This window comes from Pseudarthrobacter sp. alpha12b, assembly GCF_054130495.1.
In genome coordinates, this window is sequence record NZ_CP196746.1 from 4399632 (window position 1) to 4423647 (window position 24016).

At 67.3% G+C, this 24016-nt stretch carries 23 protein-coding genes and 1 tRNA gene; 13 read left to right on the forward strand and 11 right to left on the reverse strand.

Going from position 1 to position 24016, the window contains the following annotated elements:
- Window positions 1-93: 93 nt before the first annotated feature.
- The 8 genes from ACTAQI_RS20460 (at window position 94) to ACTAQI_RS20495 (ending at window position 9068) form a co-directional block, all read left to right on the forward strand.
- Window positions 94-699: a PadR family transcriptional regulator gene (locus tag ACTAQI_RS20460; RefSeq protein WP_457948351.1), complete on the forward strand. Its 606-nt coding sequence runs from the start codon at window positions 94-96 to the stop codon at window positions 697-699.
- Entirely contained in the window at window positions 696-1433 is a 738-nt protein-coding gene (locus ACTAQI_RS20465; protein ID WP_457948353.1) for an ABC transporter ATP-binding protein, read from the forward strand. Before ACTAQI_RS20460 ends, ACTAQI_RS20465 begins: the two co-directional genes overlap by 4 nt.
- Window positions 1434-1438: 5 nt before the next feature.
- Window positions 1439-4288: a hypothetical protein gene (locus tag ACTAQI_RS20470; protein ID WP_457948355.1), complete on the forward strand. Its 2850-nt coding sequence runs from the start codon at window positions 1439-1441 to the stop codon at window positions 4286-4288.
- Between the two features lie 161 nt (window positions 4289-4449).
- Window positions 4450-6747: a carbon starvation CstA family protein gene (locus ACTAQI_RS20475; RefSeq protein ID WP_457948356.1), complete on the forward strand. Its 2298-nt coding sequence runs from the start codon at window positions 4450-4452 to the stop codon at window positions 6745-6747.
- Window positions 6747-6950 (forward strand): YbdD/YjiX family protein, encoded by a 204-nt coding sequence (locus ACTAQI_RS20480; protein ID WP_457948357.1) that lies wholly within the window; start codon window positions 6747-6749, stop codon window positions 6948-6950. Before ACTAQI_RS20475 ends, ACTAQI_RS20480 begins: the two co-directional genes overlap by 1 nt.
- A gap of 78 nt (window positions 6951-7028) precedes the next feature.
- Window positions 7029-7655 (forward strand): bacterial proteasome activator family protein, encoded by a 627-nt coding sequence (locus ACTAQI_RS20485; RefSeq protein WP_457948359.1) that lies wholly within the window; start codon window positions 7029-7031, stop codon window positions 7653-7655.
- A 7-nt stretch (window positions 7656-7662) separates the two neighbouring features.
- On the forward strand, window positions 7663-8106 hold the full coding sequence (locus ACTAQI_RS20490) for a hypothetical protein (RefSeq protein ID WP_457948360.1): 444 nt from the start codon (window positions 7663-7665) through the stop codon (window positions 8104-8106).
- Between the two features lie 116 nt (window positions 8107-8222).
- Window positions 8223-9068 (forward strand): aldo/keto reductase, encoded by an 846-nt coding sequence (locus ACTAQI_RS20495; protein WP_457948361.1) that lies wholly within the window; start codon window positions 8223-8225, stop codon window positions 9066-9068.
- Between the two features lie 140 nt (window positions 9069-9208).
- Here the strand turns inward: ACTAQI_RS20495 and ACTAQI_RS20500 are convergent, their stop codons facing one another.
- The 3 genes from ACTAQI_RS20500 to ACTAQI_RS20510 form a co-directional block, all read right to left on the reverse strand.
- Window positions 9209-9394 carry a hypothetical protein gene (locus tag ACTAQI_RS20500; protein ID WP_457948362.1) on the reverse strand — a complete coding sequence of 62 codons (186 nt, stop codon included), beginning with the start codon at window positions 9392-9394 and terminating at the stop codon, window positions 9209-9211.
- A gap of 100 nt (window positions 9395-9494) precedes the next feature.
- A complete protein-coding gene (locus ACTAQI_RS20505) occupies window positions 9495-10586 on the reverse strand; it encodes a hypothetical protein (protein WP_457948363.1) in 1092 nt (363 codons plus the stop codon).
- Between the two features lie 73 nt (window positions 10587-10659).
- Window positions 10660-11649, reverse strand: a complete 990-nt coding sequence (locus ACTAQI_RS20510) for a hypothetical protein (protein WP_457948364.1) — start codon at window positions 11647-11649, stop codon at window positions 10660-10662.
- Between the two features lie 129 nt (window positions 11650-11778).
- Here ACTAQI_RS20510 and ACTAQI_RS20515 point away from each other — a divergent pair, with 129 nt between their 5' ends.
- The gene (locus tag ACTAQI_RS20515; protein WP_457948366.1) at window positions 11779-13020 is read left to right on the forward strand and encodes an NAD(P)/FAD-dependent oxidoreductase; all 1242 of its coding nucleotides are present in this window, start codon (window positions 11779-11781) and stop codon (window positions 13018-13020) included.
- A gap of 108 nt (window positions 13021-13128) precedes the next feature.
- On the opposite strand, the gene ACTAQI_RS20520 is transcribed toward ACTAQI_RS20515, so the two are convergent.
- The 3 genes from ACTAQI_RS20520 to ACTAQI_RS20530 all read right to left on the reverse strand — a co-directional run bounded on the left by ACTAQI_RS20520 (window position 13129) and on the right by ACTAQI_RS20530 (window position 16378).
- A complete protein-coding gene (locus tag ACTAQI_RS20520) occupies window positions 13129-14565 on the reverse strand; it encodes a phenylacetate--CoA ligase family protein (RefSeq protein ID WP_457948367.1) in 1437 nt (478 codons plus the stop codon).
- A gap of 98 nt (window positions 14566-14663) precedes the next feature.
- The gene (locus ACTAQI_RS20525) at window positions 14664-15311 is read right to left on the reverse strand and encodes a hypothetical protein (RefSeq protein ID WP_457948369.1); all 648 of its coding nucleotides are present in this window, start codon (window positions 15309-15311) and stop codon (window positions 14664-14666) included.
- Between the two features lie 128 nt (window positions 15312-15439).
- Window positions 15440-16378, reverse strand: a complete 939-nt coding sequence (locus tag ACTAQI_RS20530) for a polysaccharide deacetylase family protein (protein ID WP_457948370.1) — start codon at window positions 16376-16378, stop codon at window positions 15440-15442.
- Between the two features lie 354 nt (window positions 16379-16732).
- Between ACTAQI_RS20530 and ACTAQI_RS20535 the strand changes: the two genes are divergently transcribed.
- Both ACTAQI_RS20535 and ACTAQI_RS20540 read left to right on the forward strand, forming a co-directional pair.
- Window positions 16733-16948, forward strand: coding sequence for a hypothetical protein (locus ACTAQI_RS20535; protein WP_457948372.1), 216 nt, complete (start codon window positions 16733-16735; stop codon window positions 16946-16948).
- 286 nt (window positions 16949-17234) lie between these two features.
- Complete coding sequence (locus ACTAQI_RS20540; protein WP_457948374.1) at window positions 17235-17639, forward strand: hypothetical protein; 405 nt, start codon at window positions 17235-17237, stop codon at window positions 17637-17639.
- Window positions 17640-17773: 134 nt separating this feature from the next.
- On the opposite strand, the gene ACTAQI_RS20545 is transcribed toward ACTAQI_RS20540, so the two are convergent.
- The 4 genes from ACTAQI_RS20545 to tmk form a co-directional block, all read right to left on the reverse strand.
- A tRNA-Thr gene (locus ACTAQI_RS20545) sits at window positions 17774-17846 on the reverse strand.
- 105 nt (window positions 17847-17951) lie between these two features.
- A complete protein-coding gene (locus ACTAQI_RS20550) occupies window positions 17952-19520 on the reverse strand; it encodes an alpha/beta hydrolase (protein ID WP_457948375.1) in 1569 nt (522 codons plus the stop codon).
- Window positions 19517-20680: a DNA polymerase III subunit delta' gene (locus ACTAQI_RS20555; protein ID WP_457948376.1), complete on the reverse strand. Its 1164-nt coding sequence runs from the start codon at window positions 20678-20680 to the stop codon at window positions 19517-19519. Before ACTAQI_RS20555 ends, ACTAQI_RS20550 begins: the two co-directional genes overlap by 4 nt.
- Window positions 20677-21387, reverse strand: a complete 711-nt coding sequence (gene tmk, locus ACTAQI_RS20560) for a dTMP kinase (RefSeq protein WP_457948377.1) — start codon at window positions 21385-21387, stop codon at window positions 20677-20679. Before tmk ends, ACTAQI_RS20555 begins: the two co-directional genes overlap by 4 nt.
- 133 nt (window positions 21388-21520) lie before the next feature.
- On the opposite strand from tmk, the gene ACTAQI_RS20565 reads away from it, so the two are divergent.
- Both ACTAQI_RS20565 and ACTAQI_RS20570 read left to right on the forward strand, forming a co-directional pair.
- Complete coding sequence (locus ACTAQI_RS20565; protein WP_457948379.1) at window positions 21521-22711, forward strand: trans-sulfuration enzyme family protein; 1191 nt, start codon at window positions 21521-21523, stop codon at window positions 22709-22711.
- Window positions 22712-22720: 9 nt separating this feature from the next.
- Window positions 22721-23074, forward strand: coding sequence for a DUF2516 family protein (locus ACTAQI_RS20570; RefSeq protein WP_457948381.1), 354 nt, complete (start codon window positions 22721-22723; stop codon window positions 23072-23074).
- On the opposite strand, the gene ACTAQI_RS20575 is transcribed toward ACTAQI_RS20570, so the two are convergent.
- Window positions 23059-23892 carry a class I SAM-dependent methyltransferase gene (locus ACTAQI_RS20575; RefSeq protein WP_457948382.1) on the reverse strand — a complete coding sequence of 278 codons (834 nt, stop codon included), beginning with the start codon at window positions 23890-23892 and terminating at the stop codon, window positions 23059-23061. The two genes, ACTAQI_RS20570 and ACTAQI_RS20575, sit on opposite strands and share 16 nt — an antisense overlap.
- Between the last annotated feature and the right edge of the window lie 124 nt (window positions 23893-24016).

Sequence of the window (24016 nt, forward strand, 5' to 3'; positions counted from 1 at the left end):
GAAGGGTGCTCCCGGTTTAGGCTGCCTATACGCGGTATGCACGGGTCTTGGGGGCCTGTGCATACCGGCAATGACTAAGCCCGGGGGAGCAACATGTCGATTCGCCACAGCCTCCTCGCCCTGCTGCAGGACCAGCCACGCTATGGCTACCAGTTGCGGGTCGAGTTCGAGAACCGTACCGGAGCCACCTGGCCCCTGAATATCGGGCAGGTCTACACCACCCTGGACCGGCTCGAACGTGATGCCCTGGTGGCCAAGGAAGGCGACGACGGCGATGGCCATGTGGTGTACAGCATCACCCCTGCCGGCACAGCCGAGGTGCGGAGCTGGTTCGCCGCCCCCGTGGAGCGGAACAACCCGCCCCGCAATGAGCTCGCCATCAAGCTCGCGCTCGCCGTCACCCTGCCCGGGGTGGATGTCCAGGCCATCATCCAGGCCCAGCGTGTGGCGTCCATCAGGGCCCTGCAGGACTACACCAAGGCCCGCCGCGACACGGCGTCGAACCAACGGTCCGCGGATACCGCCTGGCTGTTGGTGCTCGACTCGCTGATTTTCCAGACCGAAGCGGAAGTCCGCTGGCTGGACCTGTGCGAGGCCAGGATGGTCCAGCAGGCGCAAGCCTCTGCCACGGGTGCAGCACGCAAATCGTCCAACGGGGCCACGGAAGACGCCCCGCTCAACGCGGACAGCCGCCGGTGAGCGTGCAGGGGCCGCAGCAGGTCCTTGAACTCGCCAGGGTCGGCAGGACGTTTGGGGAAGGCGCGACGGCGGTCGCCGCACTCCGCGACGTCGACCTCACCATCTCCGCGGGGGAGTTCGTGGCAGTCATGGGCCCGTCGGGCTCAGGCAAGTCCTCCCTGCTGGCCGTTGCCGGCGGGCTGGACCGGCCCACATCGGGCGCTGTTTTCGTCGAATCCACGCCCCTGGCCGGTCTGGGCCTGAATGAACTCGCACGCCTGCGCCGGCGTGCCGTCGGCTATGTCTTCCAGGACTTCAACCTGGTCCCGACCCTGACTGCCGCGGAAAACGTGGCACTGCCGCTGGAGCTTGACGGAACATCTGCGCGGAAGGCCCACCGGCAGGCCGCCGATGCGCTCCGGCAGGTGGGAATCCCGGAGCTCGCGGACCGGTTCATGGACCAGATGTCCGGCGGCCAGCAGCAACGCGTGGCGATCGCACGGGCCATCGTGGGCAAACGGCGCCTGATCCTGGCCGATGAACCCACCGGTGCGCTGGATTCGACAACCGGGCAGGGGGTCATGGAGGTCCTGCGCGCCCGGGCCGATGCCGGGGCGGCGGTCATGCTCGTCACCCATGAGGCCAGGCACGCCGCGTGGGCGGACCGGGTGGTCTTTCTTCGCGACGGACGCATCATCGACCAGGCCGCAGCAATGCACGACCCCACGATGCTCCTGACGCGGGCCGGACTCTGATGCCCATGGACCTGGCTCCGGTGCCGCACGGGCGCCGGAGCGGCTACCGGGTTGCCTTGCGGCTGGCCCGACGCGACATCGCGCGCCACAAAGGGCGGTCCCTCCTCATCATCCTGCTGATCATGCTGCCGGTGGCCGGGATGACTGGCGCGGCCACCCTCTACCAGAGCTCGCAGCGGACACCGGAGGAGATCGTCCGGTACGAACTGGGCAACACCCAGGCCAGGTTCAGCATCCTGCCCGTCCCCAGCGCAGACTCCCTGCAGGACCCGCTCAATGACGGCGTTGTGGCCTCCAGCACCGGCCGCTATGACCAAGGGTTCCGGCCCACCGATCCGCTTGATGTCATCCCCGCAGGCTACGAAGTCCTGCCGCAACGGATGCTGACGCTGACCACCGGCGTGGGGGAGGCGCTCGTTTCATTCCAGGGCCGCGAAGTGGATGCGCTCAATCCGGCCTTCACCGGCAAGTTCAGCCTCCTGGACGGACGGGCGCCGCGCGGAGGGGTAGAGGTGGTGGTTTCGCCAGGTCTGATGGCGCGGTTCCACCTCCACTTGGGCAGTGAATTTGCGACGTCGGCAGGAACCTTCGTCCCGGTGGGAACCATCCGCGACGCCGGCGCCGCCGACAGCAACAGTTTCATGTACTTCAAGGCCGGCCAGGCGCCCGCGGACCTTGCACCTGGCCCTAAGACGCGCCAGTCCGTCTCCTACTACGTGGTGGGTGCGGAACCGGTCGCCTGGCAGCAAATCAGGGCGGCCAACGGCAAGGGGGTGGGTGTGCTCTCCCGCAGTGTGGTGCTGAACCCGCCGCCCCCCGAACAGCGGTATGTTCCGGGTTCGCAACCACGGGATGAGTCGTCGGCCGCGGTGGCCGTTTACGCCACCTTCGGCCTGGTGGGTGCGCTCGCACTGCTGGAAGTGGGTCTGCTGGCAGGTGCTGCCTTCGCTGTCGGAACAAAGCGGCAGGTGCGCGAACTGGCGCTCCTGGCGTCGGCGGGAGCGGAAAGTTCCACCATTGGTGCGGTCGTCACGGCCGGGGGACTGTGGCTTGGCGGCATCGCCGTTGCCTTGGGCGCCGCGGTGGGGCTGGGCGCCGCTGCCGTCGTCGTCCAGGTGGTCCGCATGGCCGGCTCCGTCCGGCTGGCGGGCCTGCACCCGGACGTTCTGCTGACGTCCGCTGCCATGGGCATGGGACTGGCCGCCTGCGTCCTCGCGGCGATGGTGCCTGCCCGGCAGGTGTCACGCCAGGCGGTGCTGGGCGCGCTGAAGTCGGGGCGGGCGCCGGCAGGGAAGACGTCCCGGACCACCCTCGCCGGCGCAGTTACACTGACGGCTGCCGCCGGGCTCCTGGCGGCCGGCTGGCTGCTGGCCACGTCCACCACGGACCCGGACAGGCGGGCGGAGCAACTGCCGCTGGTAGTCACGGTGCTGATCTTCGGCGCAGTGCTGGCTGTCACCGGCCTGGTGATGCTGACGGGTTGGTTGATCCTTCGCCTGACATCCCGGAGCCAATGGTTGTCCTTGTCCCTTCGAATGGCTGCGCGGGACTCGGCCAGGAACCGCGGCCGGAGCGTTCCCGCTGTCGCCGCCGTGCTGGCCGCTGCGACCTTGGCAAGCGCCGCTTTGGTGCTGTCAGCCAGCCAGCAGGCGGGCCTGCGCGAGACGCACTACTGGACGGGGCTGGAAAACCAGGCGTACCTGCCGCTCACAGTGGACCAGCCTCTGGCAGCTGATGGCAGCAGCCCGCCGCCCGTGCAGGTGGAGGAACCAGTCCTCTCCTCCGCGCTGGCCGACGCCCTGGGCACCGTTGAATGGACCCACACCATTACAGCTCCGGAAAGCCTCCGCAACTGCGCCGAGGGTCCCGGTGGCCTGGCTCTGCCCGCCCGGACGCCAACCTCCAACTGCCTGGCGTACTCACTGGCCAAGCCTGTTGCCAACCAGTGCCCCCGGACTCCGCAGGGGAGAATGGCAGATCCAGGCGACTGGCGGTGCCGGGGCTCCCTGGTGGGCGAACAGCCGTCCGATCGCGCCGTCCTGGTAGGCGGCGCAGCGGACATCCGCGCAGTGCTGGGCCGGGACGCGTCTCCGGAAGCGTTGGCAGTGCTGGAGGCGGGCGGAATGGTGGTGACCAACCCGGTGTTCGTCGGCGACGGGACGGTCCTGCTGCAGGCGCAGGACGTGCGGACGCAGATGCCATCGGCGTCGGGGCCGGCCAGCGTACATGCCACGGTCAGGAGTGACTCCCTTCCCGCGGTGGTGCTGGAACCGGCCGTCCCCGTTCCCTACTACGGCGTTGTCTCGCCGGAGACTGCGGACCGGCTGGGGCTTAACCCGGTGCCGGCCGGCCTGTTGGTGCAACTGGCGGCCTACCCGTCCGAGGCGCAGTCCGACGCGGCAGCCGCAGCGGCGGCGGCCATTTTCAGGCAACCGGATGTGTCCTTCCGGGCGGAACCGGGAATTTCCCAGGGCAGCCAATGGGCCACCTGGTCCATCGTGGCGGCAAGCGCGCTCATCACGTTCAGCGCGGCTGGCATTACCGCCGGGCTGTCCCTGGCAGACGCCCGCAAGGACCATGCCACCCTTGCCGGGGTCGGTGCCTCGCCGCGGCTGCGTAAGGCCCTGGCGGGTTCGCAGGCCCTTTTCACCAGTGGCATGGGCGCTGTCCTGGGAACACTGGCGGGCTCAGTGCCGGCGGTCCTCCTGGTCCTGTCCACGGACATGCGGACCGCCGTCGAGGTCCCCTGGCTGCACCTGTTTGCCCTTGTGGCTGCCGTGCCGATAACGGGGGCGGCCCTTGCCTGGGCCTTCACCCGCTCCGGCCTGCCCCTGTCCCGGCGGGACGTGGGGTAACCGACCCCGCCGCGCCGTCCCGGCCTTACCCTGATCGTTCGTCGCCGGGTCGCCGCCGCTCACCGCAAGGCCCGGCGCCGCGCCGCCGTCGGGCGTTCCCGGCATGTTACCCCTTGGTAAGGTGCCCGTAGCAGAAGTGCGAAATCTCTCAAGGAGGAGACATGGCCGGAGTGCCTGACCAACGGAAAAATGCATCCCGGGCGGAGGGCGGGCTGGCCACGGACCCACATCTTCCCCCGCCCGCCGTGGACGAGGCACGGCTCGAAGCCGAAGAACGGAAATGGACGCCCGGCAAGATAGCCCTCTGGGCCGCGATCGCGCTGCTGGGCGGCGTTGCCTGGTTCATGCTGGCCATCGTCCGCGGCGAGACCGTCAACGCCATCTGGTTCGTCTTTGCCTCCGTGTGCACCTACCTGATCGGCTACCGCTTCTACTCAAAGGTGATCGAGCGGTACATCACCAAGCCTGACGACCGCCGCGCAACCCCCGCCGAGTACAAGGCCGACGGCAAGGACTACGTCCGCACGGACCGCAACGTCCTGTTCGGCCACCACTTCGCCGCCATCGCCGGCGCCGGCCCGCTGGTGGGGCCCATCATCGCAGCCCAGATGGGCTACCTGCCCGGCACCATCTGGATCATTCTCGGCGTCGTCCTTGCCGGCGCCGTCCAGGACTACCTGGTCATGTTCTTCTCCATGCGCCGCGGCGGCCGGTCCCTCGGCCAGATGGCCCGCGAGGAACTCGGCGTCATCGGCGGCACGGCCGCCCTCATCGCCACCCTGCTGATCATGGTGATCATCGTGGCCATCCTGGCGCTCGTCGTCGTCAATGCACTGGGTGAAAGCCCGTGGGGCGTGTTCTCCGTGGGCATGACCATCCCCATCGCCCTGTTCATGGGCGTCTACCTCCGCTACCTGCGCCCCGGCAAGGTCATGGAGGTCTCGATCATCGGCTTCGTCCTCCTGATGGCCGCCATCATCGGCGGCGGCCTGGTGGCGCAGACCGAATGGGGCGCCACCGTGTTCCACCTGGACAAGGTGACCATCGCCTGGGGCCTGCTCATCTACGGTTTCATCGCAGCGATCCTGCCGGTATGGCTGCTGCTGGCCCCGCGCGACTACCTCTCCACGTTCATGAAGATCGGCGTGATCGTGATGCTCGCGCTGGCCATCATCGTGGTCCGGCCCGAGGTCACCGTCCCGGCCTTCAGCGAATTCGCCGGCCGCGAGAACGGGCCGGTGTTGTCCGGCGCCCTGTTCCCCTTCCTGTTCGTCACCATTGCCTGCGGCGCACTGTCCGGTTTCCACGCCCTGATTTCCTCCGGCACCACCCCCAAGCTCGTGGAGAAGGAACGGCAGACCCGGTACATCGGCTACGGCGGCATGCTGATGGAATCCTTCGTGGCCATCATGGCGCTGGTGGCGGCCATCTCGATCGACCGCGGCCTGTACTTCGCCATGAACGCCCCCGCAGCGCTGACCGGCGGGACCGTGGAAACGGCAGCTACCTGGGTCAACAGCCTGGGCCTGAGTGGCGTCAACATCACTCCCGGCCTGCTCAGCGAAACCGCGGCCAACGTTGGTGAGCAGAGCATCGTGTCCCGCACCGGTGGCGCGCCCACGCTCGCCGTGGGCCTGGCACACATCATGCAGCAGTTCATTGGCGGGACGGCCATGATGGCGTTCTGGTACCACTTCGCCATCATGTTCGAGGCACTCTTCATCCTCACCGCAGTGGACGCGGGCACCCGCGTCGCACGGTTCATGCTGCAGGACTCGATCGGCAACTTTATCCCCAAGTTCAAGGAAGCCTCCTGGCGCCCCGGCGCCTGGCTTTGCACCGCCATCATGGTGGCTGCCTGGGGTGCCGTGCTGCTGATGGGCGTGACCGATCCGCTGGGCGGCATCAACACGCTGTTCCCGCTGTTCGGCATCGCCAACCAGCTGCTGGCCGCGATTGCCCTGGCTGTGTGCCTGGCGATCGTTGCCAAGCGCGGCACCTTCAAGTACTTGTGGGTTGTTGCCCTGCCGCTGGCTTTCGCTGCGGTGGTGACCATCACGGCCAGCTACCAGAAGATCTTCTCGCCCGTCCCGGCCGTGGGCTACTTCGCCAACAACGCGGCCTTCAGCAAGGCCCTGGCCGACGGCAAGAAGGAGTTCGGCACCGCCAAGACGGTGGCCGCCATGGAAGCCGTGGTCCGCAACACCGCCATCCAGGGCTGGCTGTCCGTGATCTTCGTGGTGCTCAGCATCATCGTGATTGCGACGGCGCTCCTCGCCACGGCCAAGGCGTTCCGTGACCGGTCGGCAGGGACGGCCGCCGCCGACAACGAGGACCCGGCCGTACCGTCGCGCGTCTTTGCCCCGGCCGGGCTGGTGCCCACGGCTGCCGAACGTGAGCTGGCTGCCGAGTGGGCGAACGTGCCCGCCGACGCGCGCCTTGAACGGGCCGGTCACTGATGAGCTCCGGTATTGCCCTGGTTGCCAACGGGTTCCGCGGGTTCGCCCGCTACCTCGGCGGCGTCATGGGCGCGGACGCCTACGCAAAATACCTGGAACACCACCGGGCGGCCGGGCACCAGGAACCACCCATGAGCGAGCGCGAGTTCTGGCGGGACCGTACGGACCGCCAGGACAGCAACCCGCAGGGCAGGTGCTGCTGATTGAGCCCGCAGCGGACAAGCCCGCCACGGGCCTTCATGGGTGGACCCGGTGCCGATGGGCCGTGAGAGTATGAACGCATGAGCGATCCCAACGACACCCAGGCAGCTGAGGACCTCCCGGTAGAAGGCACTCCCGTTGACGAGACCGAGGACCCCGTACAGGTTCCGTCCGCCGCGGACGGCAAGCCCAGGGGCAGCAGCCTGCAGGACCTGGTGGACGAGCCCGCCAAGGTGATGCGGATTGGCACCATGATCCGGCAGCTTCTTGAAGAGGTGAAGTCCGCACCGCTGGACGACGCCGCGAGGGGCAGGCTCGCTGCCATCCACGCCCGCTCCATCAAAGAGCTTGAGGATGGGCTGGCGCCCGAGCTCGTGGCAGAACTGGATCGGATCAACCTGCCGTTCTCCGGCGACGCCACACCGTCCGACGCCGAGCTCCGGATCGCCCAGGCCCAGCTGGTGGGCTGGCTGGAAGGCTTGTTCCATGGCATCCAGACGGCCATTGCAGCCCAGAACGCAGCCCGCGAACACGCTGCGGCACAGCTGCAGCTGCGCCAGCTGCCGCCGGGCACCATGATTGCGCCCGGCGTCGTGATCGGCGAAAACGGCGAACCGCAGCGTGCCCCGGCCGGAGCCCGGCCGGGGCAGCCGGCGCGGCCCAGCCAGCGTGAGGACCCGGACCACGGCCCGGGCCAGTACCTGTAGGCTCCGCTTGGGCTTTTTCAGCGCCGCCAGGCAGGGGCGCAAGGACGACGCGGAACTGGGCAAGGGATTGTGGCGCCGTGCGCACGACCGCTTCCACCGGGGATTGGACCGCTTCCACCAGGTGCTCGAGGGCGTGGAGGATGACCAGCTGTACGGCGAGCTGGTGGACATCGCCAACCAACTCGCTGCCCTGCTTCCGCGCGTCCGCGCGGTATGCATGGAGGCCCAGCGGCGTGCCCCCAGCGACGGCCTGGACATACCGGCGGCGCTGGCGCACGTCCACAGATCCCTGTCCAAGGCCGGAAACTCGCTGGCAACGACCGCCGAAGCGGCAGCAATGCTTCGGCTTGCAGTGGGTCCGGTGCCGGTAGGGGCAGCGTCCGTCCACCGCCGCGCTGAGGCCGTGTTCCAGCAGGTTGACGACGCCGAGAGGCAGCTTCGCGGGGAATAGCTGGGCGGTGCCACGAAAATATTCCCGATCCAGCAGGAGAATATTGCGGTTACGCGGCTGGCTGACATCCGCCGGAATGGCACCTCGCGGCGGGTGCGGTATGGCAGGTTGGATTTATGACTCTTTCACCTACCTTGACTTTCAACGACGGAAACACGATCCCCCAGCTCGGCTACGGTGTGTGGCAGGTTGAGGACGACGTGGCTGAAAAGGTCGTCCGCCAGGCGTTCGAAGCCGGCTTCCGCCACATCGACACGGCAAAGATCTACGGCAACGAGGCAGGCGTGGGCCGGGCCATCGCCAGCTCCGGTTTGTCGCCGGAACAGATCTTCATCACCACCAAGCTGTGGAACGCGGACCAGGGGTACGAGTCCACCCTCGCCGCCTTCGAGGAATCGATGGACCGGCTTGGCCTGGAAACGCTGGACCTCTACCTGATCCACTGGATGCAGCCCAAGCAGGACAAGTACGTGGACACCTGGAAGGCGCTGATCGAACTTCAGAAGCGCGGCCGGGTCAAGTCCATCGGTGTCTCCAACTTCACCGTTGAGGGCCTGCAGCGCATCATCGACGAAACCGGCGTGGTTCCGGCCATCCACCAGATCGAACTGCACCCCTACTTCAGCCAGCGTGAACTGCGTGAGTTCGGAGCCGCCAAGGGCATCCTGACCCAGGCCTGGTCCCCGCTGGGCCAGGGCGGGGAGCTGCTGCAGGACCCCGCCATTGCGTCAATTGCCGCCAAGCACCAGGCCACGCCCGCCCAGGTGGTCATCGCCTGGCACCTCGCGATCGGTAACGTGGTCATCCCCAAGTCCGTGACCGAGTCGCGCATCCAGGAGAACTTCGCAGCACTCGAGGTGTCCCTTGACGCCGAGGACGTTGAAGCCATCAACAACCTGGACAAGACCGCCAGCGGCGAAGGCCGCATCGGAGCGGATCCGGCGGTCTCCGACTTCGCCTAGTCCTCAAGGCAGCGGGACCGGCCCAGCAGGCCGGCGGATCCCCGCCTAAACCACGTCAGCCCGTGCTGCCGGCAACCGCCAGGCAGCACGGGCTGATGCCGTTAACGTGGCTTATGCCGGCCGTGGTTTACGTGGGCCGGTCAGGCAGCGATCTGGATGTGCTCCACGGTGACAGCGTCCACCACAGCCCAGTTGTCCTCGCTGTGGCAGTGCCGGCAGGCGAAACGCTCGGCCTCTTCCAGCGTGTCAAACACCTCGGACCGGGCCCGGCCGCAGTCGGCGTCGAAGTAGGTAACGTGAAATTCCTGTACGGCTTGGTTTTCCATAAATCCAGTCTGCAACCGGGGTCTGACATTCTTTGGAACCAACTCCGCGTGTTGTGGAGAGACGCCGGGACGGCGCCGGTTTACCCACGGGGCAAACCAATCAGCGGGCCAGTGAATCCTGGGTCCCGGCAGCCGCGGCCGGTACCTTCAGCGTAAGCGCGGCGAGTGCCAGCATTCCGAGTCCGGCCCACACAAGGGTTCCGCTCCAGACCTCGGGGGAGAAACTGAGCGCGCCGTCGTGGAGCGCCACGCCGGCGAAATACGGGGCCCAGAACACGACGGGGGAGAGGCCGGCCGCGGTCATAAGCCGTGCGGGACGGTCAGGGGCGGGCCGGACCACCGCCCACACCGCTCCTACCAGGATGGCCCCGGCCAGGGCATCGGGCACCAGCCAGGCGTCCCGCAGCGCAACCATGACCTGCAGGGCCACGGAGGGGACCAGGGCCATGGCTGCCGGCACCGCAGGGTGCAGGCGCCACTTCAGTGACAGCAACAGGACGGGAACAAAGAGCGCGAACGTCGAGACGAGGAACGAGGCCAGGGACACCATGATGCTTGAGGACGTCGGAACCGTCACCGCGGGCTGCGTCCCGGCAGCTGTTGTGTAGGTCTGGATGAGTCCATGCCGGGCAAAGACCGCGAACTCCTGCAGGATGAACGCCGCAACCATGCCGGCCAGCATGGCGCTGGCGGATGCCGGGACCAGCCGTGCCCACGGCCGGTCCGGCGCGTGCCACGCGGCGGCGAATGGTGCGCCCAGGATAAGGAAGCCGCCGGTGGCCAGGCCCAAATGCGAGGGACTGAACAGCGCGCTGATGTTCTGCTCGATCCCGAACACCGAGTGCCAGGCGAAGTCGCCCACCCCGGAGGCGAGGAAGAGCACAACGCCGGCCACCGCGGCGCCGTAGCCGGCGGGGACAGCGTCCGTCCAGCGCGTGCCGGGTGCGTGCCGGCGCCAGGTCAGGGCGGCGATCCAGACGGCACAGGCAGCGAAGCCCGAGTAGAGGACCGCGTGCCACGGCGTGAAGAACGTCTCGAGGCCGCGGAGGTTGTTGTGCGCCCACCCGTCAACATAGGTCCCGGTGAGGAGCCAGACGCCGGCGGCCAGGGTGATGATGTCCTCCCCGGCAGTGGTGGGGCGGTGAACTGAAACCGGCGGAATCGCAAAGGCATGAGCAGCTGCGGCGTCCATAGCTCCAGAGTAGGTCCCGCCTGCGCCCGGGGCGAGAGGCAATCCTTCCCCTTGCCGCCTGTGCCGGCTTTCCCTAGCTGCTGCCCAGGCGGAGTACGCGTTCCTGCGCCAGCATGGCGGTGCGGCTGGCCTTGTCTGCCGCCCGCGCGGCCTGTTTCGCTTCGGCTGCGGTGGCGGCAAGCCGCTTGCGGGAGCGATCCAGGTTTTCTTCGGCGGCTTTGAGCCGGCTCCGGAGGTCGGCCGTTTCCTGCTGCAGTTCCGCGATGTCCGCGCGCGCCTGCTGTTCCTGCTCCTGCAGCTCACCGGCCAGCCGTGCAGCATCCTCTTCAACCTCCCGGGCCTCCGCCAGGACGGCCTTGGCCCGTTCCAGCGCGGGCGGCGAGGCCGGCCGGGGAGTCTGCCGGACTGCCTTAAGCCTGGGCTTGGCAGGCGTTGGCTGGGAGCCGGGCGTCGCCGTCGTCCGCGTCTTCGGTGCTGCCGTCTTCGATCCTGTCGCCCCCCGTGCGGCCGGAGGAGTGCTGTCGGAGTGGCCAGGTGGCGCGGCCGGAAGCAGCCCGGGGAGGGCCACCGCGCCGTCCAGGTCCACGTCGTTGACGCCGTCTGCGGACAGGACTTTCAGCAGCCGGCCGCTGGCAACGGCGTTGGCCGCACCCCCGTCTGCCGTCAGTGCACGGAGGGTCTCCTCGACGTCGGATGCCATTGCGTCGCTGATGGCGCGGCCCTGCTCCCTGGCAACAGACCGGGCAGTGTCGACGGCGTCTGCGAGCAGGGTGCGCCGCTCGCGGCCGAGTTCGCGGAGGGCGGCGGCGTCCAGCGAGTCCTGCGCTGCCCGCATGCGCACCCCGAGCTCGCCCAGCTGGGCGGGCACGTCCGGACGATGCCGGGCAAGCATGTTAAGGGCCCACGCGGCGACGGAAGGTTTCGGCAGGCCGCGGACCGCTGCCGCCAGATCTTTGTCCTGGCCTGCAGCTTCCCTGGCAGCGGCCGCACGGGCCGCGACGAAACCGTCCAGCGGCCCCGCATACAGCCTGTCTGCAATGTCCGCCAGGGCGTCGTCTTCCATGCCGCCATCTTAGGTGCCGGGGGATTGTCGTTCTGCAGGTCCGCACTTGGAGCCGCGGCAATCGTCTGCCCCAGCGGCAGCGGCAAAAGCCCCCTGTTACTCATCCGCCGTGAGGGGTAAGTTGCTCGAATGGACGATTCATATCAGGTCATCGTGGTTGGCGGCGGTTTTGCCGGGAAGACGGCGGCTGAGGAGTTGGGCCGCAAAGGTGTCCGGGTTCTGCTGCTTGACGCCAACAACTACCAACAGTTCCAGCCGCTCCTCTACCAGGTGGCTGCATCCCAGATCGGCGTCTCCGCGGTCACCCGGCCGCTCAGGTCGGAGTTCCGCGGGATCAACAGCGTCCGGGTCCTGACGGCGGAGGTCACCTCGATCGACGCGGCCAACCGCACCGTCACCACGGCAGACGGCTCCAGCTACCGGGCGCAGGCTCTGGTCATCGCTACGGGGGCGGTGCCGAACTTCTTCAACACCCCCGGCGCCGATGAGCACGCCTACCCCTTGTACTCCGTGGCGGATGCAACGCGGCTCAGCGCCGCCATTACCGCGGTCCTGGATGAAGCTGACCGCGAGCCCGCAGCAGGGGCTGACGTGATTGTGGTGGGCGGCGGTCCCACCGGCGTCGAGACTGCCGGCGCCCTCGCGGAGAACGTTAAATACATCGTGCCGAAATACTTCTCGCCGGGGCTGGCCGCCCGGTGCCACGTCCACTTGGTGGATATGGTTCCAAACGTGCTTGCTGCTTTTTCGGAGAAATCCCAGGCATATGCGCGGGACCGCCTGACGAAACTGGGCGTGCAGCTGCACATGGGGACGGCGGTAGGTGAAGTCCGCACGGACGGGGTGACCCTCAAAGACGGGACGGTCATCCCGGCCCGGGTTGTGGTGTGGGCCGGCGGCCTGCAGGCCGGCCCGGTCATCACCGAGTCCGGCCTGAAACAGGGCAGGGGCGGCAGGGTGGACGTGCAGCCCGACCTGACAGCCCCTGACTTCGAGGGCGTCTACGTACTGGGTGACTCCGCCAACATCACAGATGCGGCCGGTAGCAAGCTTCCGCAGCTTGGGTCAGTAGCCCAGCAATCGGGTAAATGGGCGGCGCGCAACATCTATGCGGACCTTACGGGCGGGGTGCGCGAGCCCTTCCGCTACTGGGACAAGGGATACATGGCCATGGTGGGCCGCGGCGCAGCCGTCGCGGAGCTGGGGCGCCGGCGCCTGCAACTGCAGGGACCCCTGGCGTTCGTGTCCTGGCTGGCGGTCCACCTTGCCCTGCTGCCCGGCTTCCAGCAGAAAGTCAGGGCACTGTTCTCCTGGGCAAACGGCTACGTCACCCACAGCCCGGCCCAGGTGGTGGTGGGCAGGCCGGATTAGCTGCCCTGCCGCTCGGCTGGGAAGGCTTCATGGCCGGCGGATGCAGGTTCAGTACCCCGCCCGCCCAGGGAGCGAGGCGGGGAAGGGCTCGTCGCACTCGCCCAGGTGTCATGACGACGGGAACGTCGAGCCGTTCGTGGGTGAAAGGGGAATGACGACCCGGTACTTTCCCCCTGCCGACTGTTGGGGAAGTTCTTCGCTAGGTTCCACCGCGACATGGGCAAGGCCGAGACCGGTGAGCAGGTTCCTGATCCCTTCCAGTACGGCCGCATGCACGAGGTCGGTTTCGCCGCCCGGTTCGGGAAGCAGCCGCACGGACAGGCGAGTGGGAGCGGTCTGGACGATCTGGAACAGTCCCACCCCCGGGGTCCGGTCCAGGGCGGATCCCAGCGCGAGTGGTGGCACCGCCACCTGGCCTTTACCGTCAGCGGTGGGGAAGGTGAGCACGTCGGAGGCCCGCCCTTCAACCAGCAAGGCCGGCGCCGGGTTGCCGCACTCGCATGCGACAGGTCTCACTAACACGCGGTCGCCCAAGTCATAGCGGATGATGGGCTGGACCCTGTTGGCCAGGTTTGTGATGAGCACCGTGTGCGAGACCACCCCCGGTGGCACAGCGTTGTAGTCGGCGTCGACGGGTTCGAGGATCACCCAGTCCTCAATGAGGTGCAGCCAGCCCTTTCGGCAACTGGCCGCGGCATAGCTGGACTCGGTGCAGCCGTAAACCTCCCGCACCGGCGCCGAGAAGGCATGCTCCACGCGTGCCCGCTCGTCTGGTGGGAGGCCCTCGGCAGTGCTGAGCACAAGCTTCGGGTGCAGCCGGAGCCGGCCGGATTCCTGTTCCGTTGCCAGCAGGCGCAGCACGCTCGCGTAGCTGCCGAGCAGGACCGGCCGGAGCAGGTTAAGCCCGGCCACCAGTTCTGGCAGCGGACGATGGACCGGGAAGATCCGCAGCCGGCGGTGGCGCCGGGGCTTTTCCTTCCTCTCCCGGGTGCCCGCGGCCACGGACAGGAAATGCCCGCGGGTGGCGACTACGCCGGCGAAATGCCCTCCACGTGCCACCAGTTGCGCCAGTTGGGCCGGCGACAGCCAGTCCGCTCCCAGTCGGGCTATCAGCCCCGATGTCACCGCCCAGTAGCGGTCATCGAGTACGAACAGGCCCCGGGTGCCCGTGGTGCCGGCCGTGGTGGCGACCAGGTACTTGCCGGCAAACCGCTCCCCGATCCGGGCCGGATCCGCTACGAAGTCCTCCACGGCGGCGCGGGTGACTGCCGGATCAGTGAGCACCTCGTCGAACCGGGCCATCAGTTGCCGCTTGTCCGTCACCGGTAAAACGGTGGCGTCCTCGACCCGATTGGGCAGCCCCTGGTAGAGGTCCCGGTAGAACGCCGAATGCTGGCGGGAGAACGCCACCAACTCCGCGAGCCGCTCCCGCTGACGGGCGTGGACCGCAGCCTGGCCCTGCCGGTGGACCCGGACGGCGTCCCACCACACCCGCAATGCGTCACCACGACGGTCACGGAGCACGGCTCTCCGAGGTGTCACCATCGTTCGATTTTAGGGGCGGCAGACCGCGCGTAATAGAGGGAGCGAAGAGTCCGCTGGACGAGGCGGCCGCCCGGACCCAGACGGCTGGACCGCCGTCGTCAGTTCCTTTCGAAACCCAGCAGACGGCCCGTCACAGTCCAGCCGGATGCCTCGTAGTGAGCGGCGGCATCCGGCTCGACCACCATATGCAGGTACTCGGCGCCATGGAGGAACGCCTCCTCCGCCATCGCCGCGAACAGGGCCCGTTCGAGTGCCTCCCTCTCCGGTCCTTGGGGGAGCCCGGTGATGGCCACCACCGCGAAATCGTCACGCACCTGGATGCGTCCCTTGGCCACGGGGTGGTCGAAGACGGTGATCTCGACGGCGTCGAACGTCTCCATGGGGGCTAAAGCCACCTGCGAGTTTTCCGGCAGCTCCACTTCCGAGTTCAGCCCGGCTGTGGCGGCCATGAGCAGAACCCGCTCAGCCGCAGCAGCGAGGCCGCCGGGGGCCACGCCCCTTGCGGCGTCGGCTTCGGCATCCGCGCAAAGCAGGGTGAGGAGCAGACCGTGCCCGCCTGCCGCCATGCCGGCAAGCTTCCCAGCGTCAGGACCGGGCCAGGCCACCACGTATTCCCGAACTTCGGATCCCTGCCCCGAGGCGGCCTCGACAACGAAGCCCGCACCGACGGGGACAGCGCTTCGTTCCTCAAGGTCTGCCCAAGCGGGAACCCAGCCGATTGCGGGGATGTTCTGTTGGTCCGGCATGCGGAGTTCCTAACGCTTGGCGGCGGCCGGACGGGTCCACCCGATGCGGCCGGGGAGGGCTTCCTGTCAACGTATCGGATCGGCAGCCAGCCCGCCAGCGGAGGCGGGCGGCGCCTAAGGCAAATGCCTTAGGGCAAATGGGTGAAGGACATTCCTGCTGTCAGCAGCTTGTCCACAGCCTGTTTCAGGCCTTCCGCTGTTCCGCCGTTGGGGTGGTTGCCGTGGCAAATCACCACGTCCCCTGCCCGGGCTTTTGCCACCTCCTTGGCGACGACGCCGGCGGGATAGGTTGCCCCGCCGTCGCCATTGATGCTGAAGCCCACCGGCTTCACGCCCAACGCGCCCAGGATGTCCGTGGCGACGTCGTCCATATAGGCAGTGCCGGGGCGGAAGTATCTGGGACGCCTGCCCGTGATGCCTGCGAGGGCGCCGTCGTTCGGCATGATCTCGTCATAGACTTCCCCCGCGTTCCGGGTGCCCGGGATGCCGTAGGCCGTGTTGCCGGTGGTCGACAGCGGCTTATGTGAAGTCCCGTGGTTGGCCACCTCAAAGAGCGGGTCTGCTGCCAGCTGCCGGGTCGTGGCGGGGTTGGCTGCGATCCACCGCGAATTCAGGAAGAGCGTGGCCGGGATGTGGCGTTGGCGCAGTGTGTCGAGCAGCGCCTGATCGTAGCCGCTGCCGCCGGGGCCGCCGCAAAAGTCAAAGGTGAGTGCGATTCCCTGCGATCCGGGTGGCAGCCGCGTCAGGACGCCGGGAGCCTCCAGGCCCCAGTATCGTGCCTGGTGCTTCCCATAAGTGTCGACGATCTGGGCCCGTGACGGCAAAGGTGCTGCCGGCGTGCTGGGGGCGGGCGCGTCACCGTCGGGGCCGGTGTTCAGGACCGTCGGGTTGACGTCTGCTGCCCCGTCGTCGGGCACGGGCACGTCCGGTGCACTGGACGCGTGCCGATTGTCCGGCTGCAGGTCCGGCACCGCCGCGGACAACGTCAGCACTGCCGCCAGCAGCACCGCCCGGCGGCCGGGGCCTTTCCCGTCCTGGCTCAGGTGCCGCGGGACATGTGGTTCCACAGCTACTTCCTACTCCGTGACGGGTCTATGGCGCGTGTCCGGCTTCCTCTGCCGGGGCATGCGGACGTGGCACGTGCGGCGAGGCTGCAGTCTGCCGGACTTGCAGTGTCGCCGGCCGTGGCGCGCGGAACAGCAGCGTGGAAGCGGGGGATCATACCGGGAGGATACCTTGGCTGCCTTGCCGTTTCCTGAACCTTGCCCTACGCCGGGGCGGCGGGCGTAATAAAGGGCTGTGGCAGGGACTTTGGTCCCTGTGCCCTCCGTCAATGCCCGCGTTAACGTGTGGTTTGGGTTGGGCAAAGCGCCCGCTGCAGAGCCAGCTCTGGTACCTGAACACGGAGGCAACATCCAGCAATGAATCTCAAAGACCATTGGGGCCGCCTTGAACCGGCCACGCGGAAGTGGCTCATCGACAACCCCGGGTGCCAGATCCTTCCACGGACGATCACTGCGGTCATCTCCAAGGAATGCGGCGAGAGCTTTCCTACGGGACGGCACGGTGAGGCAGCCGTTTCCCGCGAGGACCAGGACTTCATCCGATCGAAGATAGATGAGGCTCCGAATGCCTGACCAGGCCTGACCCGCCGCGGCGCGGGACCGGCCGGTTGATTGTCGCTGGCCGCGGGCCACGTGAGGTTGCCTGCCGTCCCGGGGCACGAAAAACCCCATCTTCCCCGGGAAAAACCTGCATCCTGATCCGCTGAACCGGGGCTGGCACCCAGAAGATGCCGGCCCCGGGTTTGTTTCCGGGCTTGGTCCGAAGGCTACCGGCGCTCTCTGCGCATGTTTGGATAGGAGTGACATATCCACGGTTGGGGGACAGATGGAGCAATTCAACTATGTGCAGGGACCAGCCTTGCCTCACAAGCGAAGCCCGCGCTGGCCCTGGTTCCTGGCAGCCGGCTCAGTCGCCGTGCCGCTGATCCTTTTGTTTGGAATCGCCACGGTCAACGAGTCCATCAAAATCAACAGGCTAACTTCCATCGCGGACGGAATTCCGGCACGGGACTGGAAACTGCTCGGGAGAGACGACCCCCGCCACGACATCACCTGCATCCCTTTCGACCACTCCTGCCATGACCTTTACAGGGCCTGGGAGACACCCGGGCCCCTCAGTCTTCCGGAGCTGGTGGCCTCCACCGGCTACGACCTGGAAATAGGCACGGTCTACAGGCCGGACTGCGCCGATGGCTACAAGAACAAGATTTCCATCCGGCTGTGCATCGACGAAAACCAAGTCTCGCTCAACATGCACGACTGAAGAGGCTCGGGAAGTCAGGGCACATTTCCCAGGACACCCCTGCCCTGCGTCCCGTCCTCCGGAATAACTTCACCGCTTAACCAGCGAAAAACCCCGGAAACCCCTAAACCAAGGGCTGTCCGGGGTTTATCCCGAGCTTCCTATCAGAATCGAACTGATGACCTTTTCATTACGAGTGAAACGCTCTACCGACTGAGCTAAGGAAGCACCGCATGAATTTCCCGGCGGAACCGGGCGCTTCATGCAAGAGTCAACTGTAATAGAGTCCCCTCGCCCCGGTCAAAATGGGACGGACGGAAGCTGCCGGGGCCATCAGCACACCGTGTTGTCGGCCGGAACTTTGCCGCTCACCAGATAGTTGTCCACCGAGTCCTCAAGGCAGCTGTTGGCGCGGCCGTAAGCGGTGTGCCCTTCACCCTTCCAGGTCAGCAGCGAGGCGTTGCCCAGCTGCTTGCGCAATGATGCCGCCCAGTCAACGGGGGTCGCGGGGTCGCCCGTGGTGCCGATGACCACGATGGGGGAGCCCCCGGTGTATTCCACCGGCGCCGGTGTGCGGACGTTCTTATACGGCCAGTCCGCGCACGTGGTCCCGCCGTAGGCAAAGAAATAGCCGAGGGTTGGGGAATCCTGTTCCAGCCGCTTTTCCTCCGCCCGCATGCCCGCGGCGTCCGAAACCATGGGGTAGTCAAGGCAGTTGATTGCGTTGAAGGCGAAGGTCGAATTGGATGTGTAAGAACCGTCGGAGGCGCGGTCGGCGCCGAGGTCGGCCAGCCGGAGCATAAGGCTTACGTCTCCGGACATGGCGGCCTCCAGCGCCTGCGTGAGGGCCGGCCAGCTCTGGTCGTTGTAAAGCGGGGTGATCAGGCCGCTGACAAACGTGGTTGCGTTGACAAGCCGGCCGTCCTTGGCCGTGCGGGGCGTCTCCTGGACGGCGTTGATCAGGTCCCGGATCTGCTGCACGCCGGAGTCGGCATCGCCGCTCAGCGGGCACTTGCCCTGCTTCTGGCAACTGGCGACGTAGGTGTGCAGCGCTTTTTCGAAGGCGCGGGCCTGGCCGCTGGTCAGCTCTTCATTTGTGATGGATGGGTCCAGTGCGCCATCAAGGACCATGCGGCCCACGTTGTCCGGGAACAGCGAGGCGTAGGTGGAACCCAGGAACGTGCCGTAGGAGTATCCCAGGTAGTTCAGTTTGGTGTCGTTGACCACGGCACGGAGCACATCCAGGTCCTTGGCGGCGCTGACGGTGTCAATATGCGCCAGGACCGGGCCTGTTTGCGCCGCGCACTGGGCGGCAATGGCCTTGTTGTCCGCCAGTGCCGACTGGAGCCCGGCATCGGTTTCGAGAGCGTAGATCTTGGCCCGGGAGGCGTCGCGTTCAGCATCTGTCATGCAGGTGACGGGAGCGGAGCGCTTCACACCGCGGGGATCGAAACCGACAAGGTCATAGGCGTTGCGGACAGCAGCCGAAAAATGGGTTCCGGCAGCGTCCTTGACGAAGTCGTAGCCCGAGGCGCCCGGACCGCCGGGGTTGACCAGGAGGCTGCCGGTCTTCTTGCCGGTGCTCGGAGCCCGCAGCGCAGCCAGCTGAATGGTGTCACCGCCAGGATTCGCGTAGTCCATGGGCACCGTTACTTTGGCGCACTGGAATTCCCCCTCGCAGGGCTGCCAGACAATCTCCTGCGAGTAGAACTTTTCCAGCCCGGCAGGAGCGGAGGCCACGATCGAAGGATCGGCTTTGGCGGTGGCCGCCTCCGGCTGGTTTTTGCCGCCGCCGTTGAGGAGGCTGCACGAGGCCAGGACCATGGCCAGGACCAAGGCACCCGCGGCGCGGACGGCGACCGTTAGGGACCTGTGGCGTGCGGGCAGGGGGCGGGCAGTCATCGGGTCTCCTTGGAGGGCTGGATCAGGCTGGCCGCCATGGACTCGATGGTCAGCAGCGGGGCAACATTGGTGGTGGTTATGCGTTCGCGGGCTTTGTTGATGGCGTCCATGCGGGCCAGCGTGGCTTCCGGAGTGCTGCGGGCGGCGAACTCATCCAGTTCACTCCTCAGCTCAACGTTGACCAGTTCCACGGCGTTCCCCAACTGGATGACCAACACATCCCGGTAAAAGGACAGCAAATCGGTGAGCGTCCGGTCCAGCGAGTCCGTGATGGATCTCTTGGCCCGCCGCTTCTGGTCGTCTTCGAGCTGTTTCAGCTGGCTGCGCATGGCCGGCGGCAGGGTTCCGGATTCCGGCGCTCCCAGCGTGGCCAGGAGGGCGGCCTTCTCCGCGGCGTCCCGCTCCTCGTTGGAGCTGTTGGCCTCTGCGGTGGCGATTTTGACCAGCTTGTCCGCCATCATGACTGCGGCCGTTACGCCGCGCAGTCCAAGCGGGAAGCGGACCGTCTCCAGTCGGCGTTCCCTTGCGGCGGGATCCCTGGCCAGCCGGCGGGCGATGCCCACGTGGCTTTGCGCTGCACGGGCCGCCTGTTCGGCAAGGGCAGGGTCGACGCCGTCGCGCCTCACCAGCAGGGCGGCAACGTCCGCGGCGGGGGGCAGCCGCAAGGCAACGCTGCGGCAGCGCGAGCGGATGGTGACCAGGACGTCGGCCGGCGACGGCGCACACAGCATCCACACGGTGCGGGGCGTGGGCTCCTCGATGGCCTTGAGCAGCACGTTGGTGGTGCGTTCGGCCATGCGGTCGGCATCCTCCACCACGATGATCCGCCAACGCCCTGAAGACGGCCGGTTTCCCGCCGTTGCTACAAGTTCCCGGGCCTCGTCGATGGTGATGGTGACTTTCTCCGTGCGGACAAACGTCACGTCTGAATGGGTTTCGCCCAGGATCGTGTGGCACGCCTGGCACTGCCCGCAGCCACGCAGGCCCACATCCTCCTGGTCACAGTTCAACGCAGCGGCGAACGCCTTGGCCGCATTGGAGCGGCCGGACCCCGGGGGCCCGGTGAACAGCCATGCATGGGTCAGGCTTTCGCCGCTTGCGGCCTGGCGCAGTTGTTCGACGACGGCGGGCTGGCCCTGGAGGTCATCCCAGACGGTCACGAGCCACCGCCGTCCTTGGCTGCTCCCCGCGCAGTTGGTTGCGGAACAGCATCCTGCGATCCTGCCAGGGGAACATCAAGCAGGGAACCGACCCGGGCGAGGATCCGCTCCGCCAGCTCATCGACCGGCAGGTGGGCCGGGAGGACCAGATACGAGGCGGGGCGGCTCGCTGCCAGGTCAAGGAAAGCGTCCCGGATCCGGGTATGGAACTCGTCCGCTTCGGATTCCAGGCGGTCTTCGGCTGCCTGGTCCACGGTCCGGCGGCGGCGCCCCAGCTCCGGGTCAACGTCCAGGAGGACAGTCAGGTGCGGCTGGAGGCCCGACGTGGCCCACTCATTGAGGGAACGCACAGCGTCCTGGCCCAGGTCGCGGCCGGCCCCCTGGTAGGCCACGGAGGAGTCGATGTACCGGTCGGTCAGCACAATCTCGCCGCGGCCAAGTGCGGGGCGGATGACCTGCGTGGCGTGGGCTGCCCGGGAAGCAGCAAAGATGAGGGCTTCCGTGTGGGCATCGATGTCGCCGTTGCCGTGGTCCAGCACCAGCGAGCGCAGCTTTTCGCCGACGGGGGTGCCGCCGGGTTCCCGGGTACGCAGCACGGTGTAGCCCCGGGATTCCAGTGCCGCCGCAAGCCGGGCCGCCTGGGTGGACTTGCCGGCACCATCGCCACCTTCGAATGCGATGAATACACCGGCCCTCTGTTTGTTCACTACTCAAGCCTACCGAGGCGTGACGACATTCCTGGTCTCCGTGTACCCCCTGTGCAGGACGGGTGGATGTACCAGCGTCCACAAAATGACACCACTTTTCGGCCCAATTGGCCGGAACAGTACGCTTTTGACCATGAGTCTTTCCGAGCACCAGGCCGCGTCCCTTTCTCCCGAGACGGTGGTGGTGGCGGCAGGGCGTCCGCCACGGGAAAGGGACCAGCCGGTCAATCCTCCCATTACCCTTTCCTCCACCTACTTCGGCACCGGCCCGCTCGGTGACGGGGACCGGGGTTATGGCCGCTACTCCAACCCCACCTGGGATCCCTTCGAGGAGGCGCTGGGCCAGCTCGAAGGATCCGCGTTGCCTGGCCTGCTCTACGCGTCGGGCCTGGCGGCGGTCAGTTCGGCACTGTCGCTGATCCCTGCCGGCGGGGTGCTGGTCATGCCCAACCACAGCTACTCCGGCTCCCTGGTGATGGCCACGGAACTCGCCCAAAAGGGTTTCATTGAACTCCGGACCGTGGACATTGCCGACACCGATGCAGTCAAGACCGCCCTTGCACCCAAGGGCCCGTCGGCGAAAGCCGCCGCGATGTTGTGGCTGGAGAGCCCCACCAATCCCATGCTGGGAATCGCTGACATGGCCGCCGTCGCGGAGGCCGCACATGCGGCCGGCGCGATCGTGGTCACGGACAACACCTTCTCCACGCCCCTGGTGCAGCAGCCCCTGCTGCTTGGCTCCGACGTCGTCCTTCACTCGGTGACGAAGTACCTTGCCGGGCACTCCGACGTCGTCCTCGGTGCGCTGGTCACATCCAACCCGGACATCCGCTCCGCGCTGCTCCACCACCGCATCATTCACGGCGCCATCGCCGGTCCCTTTGAGGCATGGCTCGCGCTGCGGGGACTGCGGACCCTGGCGCTGCGCGTGGAGCGGTCCCAGGAGTCTGCGATGGTCCTGGCGGAACGTCTCGCCGCGCACCCCGCCATCGAATCCATCCGGTTCCCGGGGCTGGATACCGATCCGGGCCACGCCCGCTCCAAAGCGCAGATGAAGGGGTTCGGTTCCATCATCTGCATCCAGGTGGCGCCCTCGGCAGGGCTCAGCGGTGCCGACGCGGCGGACAAACTGGTGCAGGCACTGGACCTCTGGCTGCCTGCCACGTCCCTGGGCGGTGTCGAGTCCCTCATCGAACGCCGGCGCCGGCACTCAGCCGAACCCACCAGCGTCCCGGAGAACCTGGTACGGCTGAGCGTCGGGGTGGAAAATGTCGAGGACCTGTGGGCTGACCTGAAGCAGGCGCTGGACGCGCTGGACGGCTAGGCTGGGCTTGTGGACGGTCGAATCATAATCGCGTATGTAGAGCAGGCAGTGTTCTTTATCCTCGGCCTGGTGGCCTTGGGGCTTGAACTGTGGGCGTTCGTCGACTGTGCCCGGCACCGGGCCAATGCCTTCGAAGCCACTGGCAAACGGACCAAGACGTTCTGGCTGGCCCTGACCGGCGGGTCGGCCCTGGTTGGCGTGATTTCCCTGTTCGGGACCGGCGGAGGACTGTTCAGCACCCTGGGCCTGTTCGGCCTGGCCGCGGTTGTCGCGGCCTCCGTTTACCTGGCTGATGTCCGTCCCGCAGTGAAGGACGCAGGTCGCGGCGGCAGCCGCAACATGGGCCCCTACGGCCCTTGGTGACGCGGGGCCACTGACTCCCAGTCCACCGTCAGCTCACCCAGCCGCCACCGGCCCGGGCCGTCCTGGACCGGCCAGCCCGCCGCGCGCAGGCTTCGGCACATGCCCACCCAGCGCTGCCTGTTGCCAAATGAGGCGAGCGGCGCTCTTTCAAGCCATGCCCTGTCCATCGCCTGCATGAAGGCGTGGACCGGTTCGCCGGGGACATTGCGGTGGATCAGGGCCTTGGGAAGGCGCTCAGCCACCTCCGATGGCAGGTCGAAACTGCCGAAACGGACCGAGATGCTCAGGGACAGCGGGCGGTCCCGATCCAGCGCCACCCACGTGACGCGCCGCCCGATTTCATCGCACGTACCGTCGATGAACAAGCCCGCGGGGGTCAACCGGTCCTGCACCAGCCGCCAGATGCCCGGAACGTCGGCTTCCTCGTACTGCCGCAGGACATTGAAGGCACGGACCAGGACAGGGCGCCCGGGAACGGGCAGTTCAAAGCCACCCACGTGGAAGGTCAGCCCGGGACGTTGCAGCGGAAGCGCTGCCCGGACGCGCTCGGGCTCAATTTCAATCCCGCAGACCCGCACGTCCGGCCGGATGGCGGCGAGCCGTTCATAAAGTTCGACGGCGGTGGCGGGCGTTGCGCCGTAGCCCAGGTCAACGACGAGAGGGTCGGCCGCGGACCGGAGGCGCCAGCCCTGCGGTCCCGTCAGCCAGCGGTCCACCCGGCGCATGCGGTTGGGGTTGGTGGTGCCGCGGGTCACGTTGCCCACCGGCCGGCCCTGCCTCGCGGCGGACGTCCTCCCGGATAGTTGTGGGGCGTTCACCCGTTCAGCCTTTTGAACCACTGCCCAACCCTATCCCTGCCTCCGGGGCGGTGTCCTGCCCGTAGCGGGACAACAGGCGGGGAGCCTTGTAACGCTGGGCGGGCGGCAACACTGCTCGGCTAGG

Excerpts from the sequence above, each read along its gene's own strand:
- ACTAQI_RS20480 (WP_457948357.1), top strand. The coding sequence starts at position 6,747 with ATGAGCTCCGGTATTGCCCTGGTTGCCAACGGGTTCCGCGGGTTCGCC.
- ACTAQI_RS20475 (WP_457948356.1), top strand. The coding sequence starts at position 4,450 with ATGGCCGGAGTGCCTGACCAACGGAAAAATGCATCCCGGGCGGAGGGC.
- ACTAQI_RS20470 (WP_457948355.1), top strand. The coding sequence starts at position 1,439 with ATGGACCTGGCTCCGGTGCCGCACGGGCGCCGGAGCGGCTACCGGGTT.
- ACTAQI_RS20535 (WP_457948372.1), top strand. The coding sequence starts at position 16,733 with ATGAATCTCAAAGACCATTGGGGCCGCCTTGAACCGGCCACGCGGAAG.
- ACTAQI_RS20565 (WP_457948379.1), top strand. The coding sequence starts at position 21,521 with ATGAGTCTTTCCGAGCACCAGGCCGCGTCCCTTTCTCCCGAGACGGTG.
- ACTAQI_RS20525 (WP_457948369.1), bottom strand. The coding sequence starts at position 15,311 with ATGCCGGACCAACAGAACATCCCCGCAATCGGCTGGGTTCCCGCTTGG.
- ACTAQI_RS20505 (WP_457948363.1), bottom strand. The coding sequence starts at position 10,586 with ATGGACGCCGCAGCTGCTCATGCCTTTGCGATTCCGCCGGTTTCAGTT.
- ACTAQI_RS20485 (WP_457948359.1), top strand. The coding sequence starts at position 7,029 with ATGAGCGATCCCAACGACACCCAGGCAGCTGAGGACCTCCCGGTAGAA.
- ACTAQI_RS20515 (WP_457948366.1), top strand. The coding sequence starts at position 11,779 with ATGGACGATTCATATCAGGTCATCGTGGTTGGCGGCGGTTTTGCCGGG.
- ACTAQI_RS20510 (WP_457948364.1), bottom strand. The coding sequence starts at position 11,649 with ATGGAAGACGACGCCCTGGCGGACATTGCAGACAGGCTGTATGCGGGG.
- ACTAQI_RS20550 (WP_457948375.1), bottom strand. The coding sequence starts at position 19,520 with ATGACTGCCCGCCCCCTGCCCGCACGCCACAGGTCCCTAACGGTCGCC.
- ACTAQI_RS20495 (WP_457948361.1), top strand. The coding sequence starts at position 8,223 with ATGACTCTTTCACCTACCTTGACTTTCAACGACGGAAACACGATCCCC.
- ACTAQI_RS20520 (WP_457948367.1), bottom strand. The coding sequence starts at position 14,565 with ATGGTGACACCTCGGAGAGCCGTGCTCCGTGACCGTCGTGGTGACGCA.
- ACTAQI_RS20460 (WP_457948351.1), top strand. The coding sequence starts at position 94 with ATGTCGATTCGCCACAGCCTCCTCGCCCTGCTGCAGGACCAGCCACGC.
- ACTAQI_RS20500 (WP_457948362.1), bottom strand. The coding sequence starts at position 9,394 with ATGGAAAACCAAGCCGTACAGGAATTTCACGTTACCTACTTCGACGCC.